This is a genomic window from Tissierella carlieri, assembly GCF_018917285.1.
Classification (GTDB): Bacteria; Bacillota; Clostridia; order Tissierellales; family Tissierellaceae; genus Tissierella; species Tissierella carlieri.
In genome coordinates, this window is record NZ_JAHLOH010000015.1 from 1 (window position 1) to 9,424 (window position 9,424).

10 protein-coding genes and 1 pseudogene are annotated in these 9,424 nt (G+C 31.9%); 7 read left to right on the plus strand and 4 right to left on the minus strand.

Features of this window, described 5'->3' with window-relative positions:
• Positions 1–143 precede the first annotated feature (143 nt).
• The 3 genes from KQI38_RS02470 to KQI38_RS02480 all read left to right on the plus strand — a co-directional run bounded on the left by KQI38_RS02470 (position 144) and on the right by KQI38_RS02480 (position 2,851).
• A complete protein-coding gene (locus KQI38_RS02470; protein ID WP_216555200.1) occupies positions 144–1,145 on the plus strand; it encodes an ABC transporter substrate-binding protein in 1,002 nt (333 codons plus the stop codon).
• A 116-nt stretch (positions 1,146–1,261) separates the two neighbouring features.
• Entirely contained in the window at positions 1,262–2,275 is a 1,014-nt protein-coding gene (locus tag KQI38_RS02475; RefSeq protein ID WP_216555202.1) for an ABC transporter ATP-binding protein, read from the plus strand.
• A 27-nt stretch (positions 2,276–2,302) separates the two neighbouring features.
• Positions 2,303–2,851, plus strand: a complete 549-nt coding sequence (locus KQI38_RS02480) for a CD3072 family TudS-related putative desulfidase (protein ID WP_216555204.1) — start codon at positions 2,303–2,305, stop codon at positions 2,849–2,851.
• A gap of 263 nt (positions 2,852–3,114) precedes the next feature.
• Here KQI38_RS02480 and KQI38_RS02485 read toward each other — a convergent pair whose 3' ends face one another.
• The 3 genes from KQI38_RS02485 to KQI38_RS02495 form a co-directional block, all read right to left on the minus strand.
• Positions 3,115–4,173 carry a DUF4179 domain-containing protein gene (locus KQI38_RS02485; RefSeq protein ID WP_216555206.1) on the minus strand — a complete coding sequence of 353 codons (1,059 nt, stop codon included), beginning with the start codon at positions 4,171–4,173 and terminating at the stop codon, positions 3,115–3,117.
• Positions 4,166–4,654 (minus strand): RNA polymerase sigma factor, encoded by a 489-nt coding sequence (locus KQI38_RS02490; protein ID WP_094898774.1) that lies wholly within the window; start codon positions 4,652–4,654, stop codon positions 4,166–4,168. Before KQI38_RS02490 ends, KQI38_RS02485 begins: the two co-directional genes overlap by 8 nt.
• 369 nt (positions 4,655–5,023) lie before the next feature.
• On the minus strand, positions 5,024–5,398 hold the full coding sequence (locus KQI38_RS02495) for a metal-dependent transcriptional regulator (protein ID WP_216555208.1): 375 nt from the start codon (positions 5,396–5,398) through the stop codon (positions 5,024–5,026).
• 236 nt (positions 5,399–5,634) lie between these two features.
• Between KQI38_RS02495 and KQI38_RS02500 the strand changes: the two genes are divergently transcribed.
• The 4 genes from KQI38_RS02500 (at position 5,635) to KQI38_RS02515 (ending at position 9,191) form a co-directional block, all read left to right on the plus strand.
• Positions 5,635–6,624 (plus strand): helix-turn-helix domain-containing protein, encoded by a 990-nt coding sequence (locus tag KQI38_RS02500; protein WP_216555210.1) that lies wholly within the window; start codon positions 5,635–5,637, stop codon positions 6,622–6,624.
• A gap of 125 nt (positions 6,625–6,749) precedes the next feature.
• Positions 6,750–7,706, plus strand: a complete 957-nt coding sequence (locus KQI38_RS02505) for an ABC transporter permease (RefSeq protein ID WP_216555212.1) — start codon at positions 6,750–6,752, stop codon at positions 7,704–7,706.
• A complete protein-coding gene (locus tag KQI38_RS02510) occupies positions 7,703–8,503 on the plus strand; it encodes an ABC transporter permease (protein WP_216555215.1) in 801 nt (266 codons plus the stop codon). The genes KQI38_RS02505 and KQI38_RS02510 overlap by 4 nt, the downstream gene beginning before the upstream one ends.
• On the plus strand, positions 8,496–9,191 hold the full coding sequence (locus KQI38_RS02515) for an ATP-binding cassette domain-containing protein (RefSeq protein WP_216555227.1): 696 nt from the start codon (positions 8,496–8,498) through the stop codon (positions 9,189–9,191). The genes KQI38_RS02510 and KQI38_RS02515 overlap by 8 nt, the downstream gene beginning before the upstream one ends.
• Before the next feature lie 110 nt (positions 9,192–9,301).
• Here the strand turns inward: KQI38_RS02515 and KQI38_RS21855 are convergent.
• Positions 9,302–9,424, minus strand: a pseudogene (locus KQI38_RS21855) (IS110 family transposase); the annotation flags it as partial.

Genomic DNA, 9,424 nt, shown 5'->3' on the forward strand with positions numbered 1-9,424 from the left:
TATTGATACAATTTTTTGCATGAGGACTTCATCCTTTCTGGGAGGTATTTGTTTTCTAGCAAAAACATTGTACCATACAGAGGTTGGAGTCCTCAATTTTCATTTAAGTTTACAAAACGTCTAATTAAATAAGGAGGCAGAATATGAAAAAATCAATAATTATCGTACTTATAATTTGTTTAGCAGCCGGAGTATTTACTGGATGCACATCAAAAGATGTTTCTAATGATTCTGATCTTACGAAAGTTGTAATATCTGAAATGAGAGGGGAGTCTTGGATTCCTGTATATGCAGCTGAAAAGCTAGGTTATTTTAAGGAAGAGGGTTTAGATACTGAATGGGTTGTTTTTAAAGATGGTCCAATAGCTTTCCAAGGAATGCATGCAGGAGATTCACAATTTTGTATGTTATCTACTGAGCCAGTACTTCGTGCTTTTGAAGAGGGTTTAGAGTCTAAGATTGTTATTTCAACAGTAAAGAATAAGCAATATATTTTTGCTGGAAATTCTGAAATCACAAGCGTTGAACAATTAAAAGGTAAGGCTATTTTTGCTGGTATGCCAGGCTCTGCTCCTTATTCATTTGTTCTTTCTGCTCTAGAAGAAGCAGGACTTTCTGAGAATGATGTTGAATGGATAAATATGGAGTATGGAGCTGCTTTGGCTGCACTTGAGCAAGGAAGTATAGCTGCATCATTTTTTGATGGAATTCATATTAATGAGCTTAAAAATCTAAATGCCAATATTTTAATTAATACTTCAGATCCTATACAGCATGAGGCACTTTATGGTTCTAAGTATTATGAATCACAAATGGTTACAGTTACTAAGGAGTTCGCAGAAAAAAATCCTGAGACAGTTCAAAAATTTGTAAATGCTGTTATAAAAGCTATGGCTTGGCAATCAGAGCATACTGATGAAGAACTTGCAAAATTAGTTTCTCCTATGTTTGAAGGTAGAGATTTGGTTGAAATTGTTGGCATATTGAGAGGGTCACTTTCTAATGACGGTTTCTTTTCCGAAGAAGGCTATAATGCAATCGAAGGTTTTTGCTTAGAACAAGGAATTATTAAAAACCCTATTGGATATGAAAATGTGATTGATATGTCTTATGTAAATAATGCAAGAAAATCATTAGAGAAATAGAATTCTTTGAAAATATATTATAACGGTTAATCTAATTTCTAAGAAAAGCATATTAGAAGTTAGATTAACTTTAATTTATTGTTTATAGATGATTTAATTAAATTAAGGAGATAAACATGACATATATTGTTTTTGAAAATATAGAGAAATATTATGGTGAAAATCATGTCCTTAAAAATACCAATCTTTCAATTCATAAGGGAGAATTTGTTACATTACTCGGTTCTTCAGGCTGCGGAAAAAGTACACTTCTTCGATGTCTTGCAGGATTAGAAGGGGTAACCAGTGGAAAGATATTTCTAGATGGAGAAGATATTACCTTTCGGAATCCTAAGGATCGAAATATCGGAATGATATTTCAACAATATAGCCTTTTCCCTAATATGAATGTATATAATAATATTTCATTTGGTCTTAGGATGAAGAAGGTTAAAAAAGACACTATTGATGATCTTGTGAAAAATACCTTAAAAATAGTTGATCTTCAAGGCTATGAGAAGCGATATCCCTACCAGCTTTCAGGTGGTGAACAGCAGAGAGTGGCATTGGCAAGATGTATTGTCACTAAGCCTAAGGTATTACTACTAGATGAGCCATTAAGTGCAGTAGATGCGAAGCTTCGTAAATCTTTACAAGCTAGAATAAAAGAAATACACAGGGAACTTAATATGACTTCTATATTTGTCACCCACGATCAAGATGAAGCAATGACTATGTCAGATACAATTCATATAATGAGAGATGGTATTATAGAACAATCAGGAACCCCTTTTGAAATCTATAGTAATCCAAGGAGTATTTTTGCGGCAAGTTTTGTTGGAAATTACAATATATTGGAAAAGGACCAATTCTCAAAATTAATAAATCAAGAGTACTCAACTTATTCAAAAATTGTAATTAGACCAGAGACTATTGAAATATCTCATGTTGAGTTGGAATCTTGCAAAGATTCATATTCTATTTCGGGTAAAATTATCGATATACTCCCTCAAGGTAATATTATAAGATATACAGTTGATATCAATTCTATTTCTTTAAAAGTGGATGTACTCTTTAATGATTTAGAACTTTATGCTTTGGGACAAGAAGTATATTTAAAATTAAAGAAAAATCATTGTATTGGTCTATAATTATCGAATAGTTAAGGAGGATGGCAATTGAAAAGGAATAAAAAGATAATATTAATCTGTCATTGTATCATTAATTCCAATTCTAAGGTTGAAGGGCTTAGTCAGTATGGGGGAATTTTTAAGGAATTTGTAAATCTTATTGCAGAGAAAGATATTGGTATTATTCAACTTCCATGTCCAGAAATGATTGTATATGGAATAAAAAGATGGGGGCATGTAAAGGAGCAATTTGATACTTTATTTTATAGAGAACAATGTAGAGAAATGCTTAGACCAATAGTTCAACAGACTAAAAGTTATATTGATGCAGGATATGAAATTTTAGGAGTTGTAGGTATAGATGGAAGTCCAAGTTGTGGAGTTAATCATACTTGTTCTGGAGAATTCAGAGGAGAAATTTCAAATAATGATGAATTAGAAAGCATCCTTGAAACTTTAAAGGAAGTCAAAGGTTCCGGTGTATTTATGGAAGAATTAAAAAGTTATCTAGAAGAAGTTGGAATTAAAATACCTTTTACAGCAATTAATGAAAATGATGTATATAGTTCTTTGGATAAAATAGCAGAATTTATATAAAAGAGGATGATTTTCTCATACAATTAAATTTTTGATAGTGTTTTTGATTATGTTGAAATAAAATTGGGGCAAGGCTTTTAGATTAGTAGTTGGCTAAAAGCTTTGTCCCCCAAATTTTATCTCAATTACCTTTATATTTTCTTTAATCCAATTTTACTATCTGGAGTAATCTTTATTATAACGAATAGGAAAGTTCGACTTTAATATTTTAGCATTAAGAACTTTCAGTAAATGAGTTTCAAAAGAAGCTTTTTTATAATTAGTTATTTTTTAATTTCTTCAATAGGAAAAGTCACTTCCCAATTACCTTGTGTAAACAGTCCACTTACAACAAAATCACCATATAAAGAATATTGCCCAATTTCAGATTGAGGAATATCAAATATATATTCATCATAATCTATTCTATTTTCACTGGTTATATTTTCTCTAAATCCGATATTGTAATCACATTGAATATTATTTCCGTTTTTATCTTTTAGATAAATGAAACCATGATTATCTGTTGTTTCCTTATTTTTTGTTGCTGTTTGGACATGGAGCATACCATCTATATATCCTATAGCTGTAATTTCTATGTAATCAACAGGAAAGTCAATGGAATTTATACTAGAAAGGACTTTTACCTTGTAATCATAATCCATAGTTTTAAAATCTGGCATATATTTTTCATAGTTGATACCACCACCGCCTGTTATTTTCACAAGTTGTGTATTGATATTATTATCTAAAAGAGATAAATCCACATCAATAGAAGTATTATCATAGTGATGTTTGCCACTTAAAAATTCTCTTACTGAAAAAGTAAGTTTTTTACCTGTTATTTTTTTGTTGTCAAATTCCGAAATTGTAATTAAAAACGTAGCTGTCTTTGTTTTAGCATCATACCCAACAAGAGTACAGCCAGCTGCACTGGAAAATGGGCGATTAATAGAATAACTATCAAATAAATCTGTTGTTTCATCAATACGTTCTCCTATAAGATCTTGCATAGTAATGTAAATTTCAGCAACATTATCATGAATATATGCAGCTTCTACCTGCATTTTTATTCCATTATCCTCACAGGATTTTTGGATAGGTTTAAAAAATTGGGCAGTACTTGGTGAAATTTGATATATAATTTCATAAATGGCTGGTACTGTAGCTGATAATACTGGAATTGTTGTAAATATACAAATCATCAACAAAGCAGTTATGGCAATTGGTTTGTGAAATATATATTTCATTTTATTGTTATTTCCTTCATAGATAACATTATTTATAAGCTGAGATGACGGTTTTATTTGTTCATTCATATGATGATACTTTTCTTTAAACATCATAGTCCTCCTTTAATATTTCTTTTAGCTTACGTCTCCCACGAGTTAATTGAGTTCTAACTGTAGATGGTTTTTGCTTTAATATATGACTGATTTCTTCTATACTTAAATCCTCGTAATAAAATAAGTGAATAACGGTTCTATACTTAATAGGTAATTTTTTAAGTTCATAATGTAAATTATTATCCTCTTCAGTTTCAAAAGCAATTTCATCATCTAAAGGTTGAGTTTTCTTTGCCCAAGACGATGTCCACAGTTTTTTTGCACAATTAATAGTAACCCTTATAAGCCATGCTTTTCGATGTTCTTCTGTTTCAAAATTTGGTTTATTCTTTATATATCGCAAAAATACTTCTTGGAAGATATCATCGGCATCGCTTTTATTTCGGGTCTGTGAAAATGCTAACCTATAAACCATATTTGAATAGGTATTTACAATATTATCTATGCTTTCATCTATGCATAGTGGTTTTATCGACACTTCTTAACCTCCTTTCACTATGAATACCCTGAAGCTATACAAAAAGCTACAGTAAATGTGAAATTGCTATGGAAACTGATTAGTATTCATACAAAGGGAGGATTTTTTAAATATAACCGCTTCTAGTTGAAATATACTAAAAAGTTAAATAATAGATTTTAATTTTGGCATTATAAGTGCAATATTTCATCCAACTTCAATGTTATATCCATGTCTTTTAAAAATTTTAAGATGGATATTTACTGAAAAGAGAAATATAGATATAAAATTTCTTGGGAAATAATAGATATTGTATAACAAAATATAGAATAGGCAAAAAGATAAAGAGACAGCTTTCTTGTATCAAGAAAACTGTCTCTTTATAAGTTGTTACATTTCTTTGAAGTAATCAAAATGTTTTTTAAGGCATTGATAACTCTCATCACTTATATCATGTTCAATTTTGCAGGCATCTGCAAGTGCTATGTCTTCGCTAACACCAATAGCCATTAGAAATTGTGCAAGGAATTTATGTCGATTATACATCTCTGTTGCGATTTCAAGACCAGTATCTAGCAGTGTAATATATCCATCAGAATCCATTTTGATATATCCATTTTCTCGAAGTCTTTTCATAGCAATGCTTACACTAGGCTTAGTGTATCCCATTTCGTTTACTATATCAATAGAACGCACCTGTCCAATACGCTCCCTAAGCATTAAAATCATTTCTAAATAATTTTCTGCCGATTCATGTATTTTCATTTTATATCACCCCGGAAAATTGTTCTTTATATCTATGTTATTATATACTAGCTATTTTTTCAAGGATAGGGCTTCACTGATTGACAACCCTATCTCATAATGCTAAACTAATATTCAAATAAGTTAGCCTAAACTAACTGTATAAAAGTTAAAGTTAGCAATGGGTAATACGGTCTAGAGAAATATAGGAGATTATTTCTGATATATAAATCAATGATGTAAGGATGGTGAAAAATATGAGTATTTTATCAAAAGACAAAGGTATATATGGTCCTGAAGTAGAGATGATTAAACGAGATAATGACTGTATGATATACAAAATGAAAAATCATGATGGTGAAGGTGTCATGACCAGTTATCAGGTGTTTCCAGGTATTGAATTGATTTATAATGATTTTCATATGGGAAACTGTTTTCACAATAAACAGCCACATGCTGATATCATGGAAATTAATCATTGCCGTCTGGGACGATTTGAATGTGAATTCCTAAATGGAGACTATGTATATCTAGAGGAGGGTGATCTTGCTGTAAATATGTTAAGCAACAGGACCGCAAAATCATGCTTTCCCCTAGAACATTATCATGGTGTATCAGTGGTAATCTGTCTTGATGAGGCAGAAAGATCGATTTCTTGTGTATTGGAAGATATATCAATTAATTTATATTCTTTGCGTGATAAGCTATGCCATAAAGATAGATGTTTTATTATGCGTGCTAAGAATTCCATAGAGCATATCTTCTTTGAGCTATATACAGTGCCTGATGAAGTTAAGCGGGGATATTTTAAATTGAAAGTACTGGAGCTGTTATTGTTTCTTAGTGTTGTAGATATTGCAGAACAGAGAGAGGAAAGACAATATTTTCATAAAAGTCAAGTAGACATTATAAAGGAAATCAAGGAATATATGACGGAGAACTTGGAACAGCATAATACTCTTGAAGAATTATCTAACCGTTTCAAGATACCTATAACAGCGATGAAGCTTTGTTTTAAGGCAGTCTATGGAACCTCTGTTTATGCGTATATGCGTTCCTATAGAATGCAGGCTGCTGCCGTAATGCTTCGCCAAGGAAATGATAGTGTCGCTGCTATTGCTGGGAGAGTAGGGTATAATAACTCCAGTAAATTTGCATCTGCATTTAAAGATATTGTGGGTATGTCACCTTTGGAATATAGAAAAACAAATCGTCCAAACGGATTATTATCTGACGGTTTGGAGTAGAAACTATCCTTAGAAAAAGTTATAATTTTCTCTGATGATACTAAAAAAATATGCTGAAAAGCATATTTTTTTAGTATAAAGGTTAGCATAGACTAACTAAAAGTAATTAATTAGGAGGATGGTTCATGAAGAAAGATAGTACACAACATATTTTGGAAAAAATAGTAGAAATCATCTTAACACTTTTCATAGTCACAATTCTTTCATTTTTATTAATGCGTCTTTCTCCTGTTGATCCTGCTACTGCCTATGTAAAAAGAAATACACCTATTGTAACTGAAGAGCAAATTCAAGAGGCCAGGATAGAACTTGGACTTGATAAGCCTTTAATTTCACAATATTTTATATGGACAAAAAATGCCTTGCATTTAGATTTTGGTATTTCTCTAAAAAATGGACAGCCAGTGGTAAAAGAAATACAAAAAGTATTGCCTGTTACATTAACGGTTGTATTGCTATCGGCTTGCATAATGTCCATTGGCATATTGATACTTGGCTCTATATATTATTTTCTTAGAAACAGTATTGCCAATTATTTTTTAATCTTTATCTGTATTGCAGGCATTTCTGTTCCCCCATTTTATCTTGCAAGTGTATATATAGATATTTTTGCAGTTAGGCTTGGTATTATGTCTGTTGTTGGAAATATAGGACTTATGAAGTATCTTCCTGCATCTTTATGTCTTTCAATAGTTGGAATCGCTCTCTATTCTCAGCTTTTAGGTAAGAGTATTGAGTGGGAGATGAATGAAGATTATGCTTTTTATGCTAGATGCAGAGGATTAAAGGAAAGCCGGATTCTAATTTTTCATGCATTACCTTATGCAGTTGGGGCTTTACTCCCAAGTTTTTTACAAATGTTAGGGCTTTTTATGGCGGGAGCTGCTGTTGTGGAAAGTGTATTTTCTTTACCTGGTCTTGGACATCTGATTATAGATAGTGTAATTCATAGGGACTCACCGATGATTCATGCTGGAGTATTGGTTTTAGCATTAAGTGTTGTATTATTTAATGTCATGGCTGATGCTTTACAAGGATGTCTCCGAAAACATAGAAAAGCAATGGAGGTAGATGCAGCATGAAGAAGATGAAAAAAACTATTTTAGTTGCAGCCCCAATACTGATTATACTTTTTTGTACCTTTGGTTATTTGTTTGCTCCTAATGATCCTAATCATGTGAATCTAGCTGTTAAGCTTGAAAGAGCTTGTAAACAATATCCTCTAGGGACCGATCATATGGGAAGGTGTATTCTCTCTAGAATTCTTTATGGTGGAAGAACAACTGTTGGTATTGTATTAATTGGCTCCGCGATTGTTATTGTTGTAGGTACTTTTTTAGGACTGGTACTTGGGCAAAAAGGTAATAAGCAAAATGTGGTAGTAGAGAGCATATTGAATGCAGTTACTGCTATTCCTCCAATTGCATATTTGATGATCTTCATCGGGGCATGGGGAAATGGAGTTCTAACGATGCTCATAGCTTTAACTGTGTCTTTAATTATGCGCTTGATTAAGCTAGTAAAAACTAAGACTGAAATTGAAATTGCAAAAGCTTATATTATGTGTGCCATTGCTTCTGGTGCCTCTCGAGGGCGGATTTTATTTGTTCATATTGTTCCAAATCTTATAAAAGATGTAATACATTATATATGCCTTTCTTGTACAGATATGATTATGGCAATAGTAGGATTTTCATTTATAGGCATTGGACTTGGAGATAATGTAATTGACTGGGGGATAATGGTTTCTGAATCCAGAGGAGTTATTATTATGCGACCAGACATAATATTATATCCAATTACATTTATTTTCTTATGTGCTCTTTCTTTCAATTTAATCGCAGGAGCAGTTAAAAAAGGAGGAGAGATACGTGCTTGAGATAAAGAATCTATCAGTTGAATCGAAAAAACATATAAACTTATTAAATGATATATCTTTTTCTTTGCAATACGGTGAGTCTATTGGTCTTACAGGGCAAAGCAGTGCTGGTAAAACCACATTAATTAAGGCTGTAATGGGAATATTGGGGAAAACCTGCCGAGTGAAAGAGGGAGATATACTATTAGATGGATTAGGACTAGCTGCATTATCTTCTAGTCAGAGACGTGATTTATGTGGTACAACATTAGGATATATTCCTCAAAATCCCATGACTGCATTTGATAGGAGGATAAAGATTGGAAAGCAAATCATAGAAACTTTTCGGCTGCGTTTAAGATTATCAAAGGAGGAAGCATATCATTTAGCCGTAGAAAAACTTCAAATGGTGAATCTTGTTGATACGAGCCGTGTTATGGAGAGTTATCCTCTGCAGCTTTCTGGTGGAATGTTACAGAGAGTATCTATGGCAATATTGCTAGGATTAAAGCCTAAATATATTTTAGCAGATGAACCAACCTCTGCTCTTGATGAAGATAATAGAGATATGATTTTAGATTTATTGATGAATCAGATGAATGATTCAGGAATATTGATGATCTCTCATGATGTATTTGCTCTGGAGTCATTGTGTGAGATGATTCTAGTGATGGAAAGAGGCAGAATCATTGAAGGAGACCAACTATGAATTGTCAAGATAAAAAAGATAAATTTTTTTAAAAATAATTATATCTAAAAAAGGCATGACAAAATAAGCCTATTTAAAATATGCTTTTAAAAAATATATTTTTCTAAAAATTATTCTAAATTAAAGGCAACATTATCTTTTAGTATTTTAAATATTACACGAACCAACTTATGAGCAACATGGCCGAGAGCTGCATAATGGCTGTTACCTTGAGATTTTTTAAGCATAAAGTA

What these genes read in the sequence shown, in the direction of transcription:
- KQI38_RS02470 (WP_216555200.1), top strand. Translation starts at nt 144, where the DNA reads ATGAAAAAATCAATAATTATCGTACTTATAATTTGTTTAGCAGCCGGA.
- KQI38_RS02495 (WP_216555208.1), bottom strand. Translation starts at nt 5,398, where the DNA reads ATGAAAATACATGAATCGGCAGAAAATTATTTAGAAATGATTTTAATG.
- KQI38_RS02510 (WP_216555215.1), top strand. Translation starts at nt 7,703, where the DNA reads ATGAAGAAGATGAAAAAAACTATTTTAGTTGCAGCCCCAATACTGATT.
- KQI38_RS02485 (WP_216555206.1), bottom strand. Translation starts at nt 4,173, where the DNA reads ATGTTTAAAGAAAAGTATCATCATATGAATGAACAAATAAAACCGTCA.
- KQI38_RS02475 (WP_216555202.1), top strand. Translation starts at nt 1,262, where the DNA reads ATGACATATATTGTTTTTGAAAATATAGAGAAATATTATGGTGAAAAT.
- KQI38_RS02505 (WP_216555212.1), top strand. Translation starts at nt 6,750, where the DNA reads ATGAAGAAAGATAGTACACAACATATTTTGGAAAAAATAGTAGAAATC.
- KQI38_RS02500 (WP_216555210.1), top strand. Translation starts at nt 5,635, where the DNA reads ATGAGTATTTTATCAAAAGACAAAGGTATATATGGTCCTGAAGTAGAG.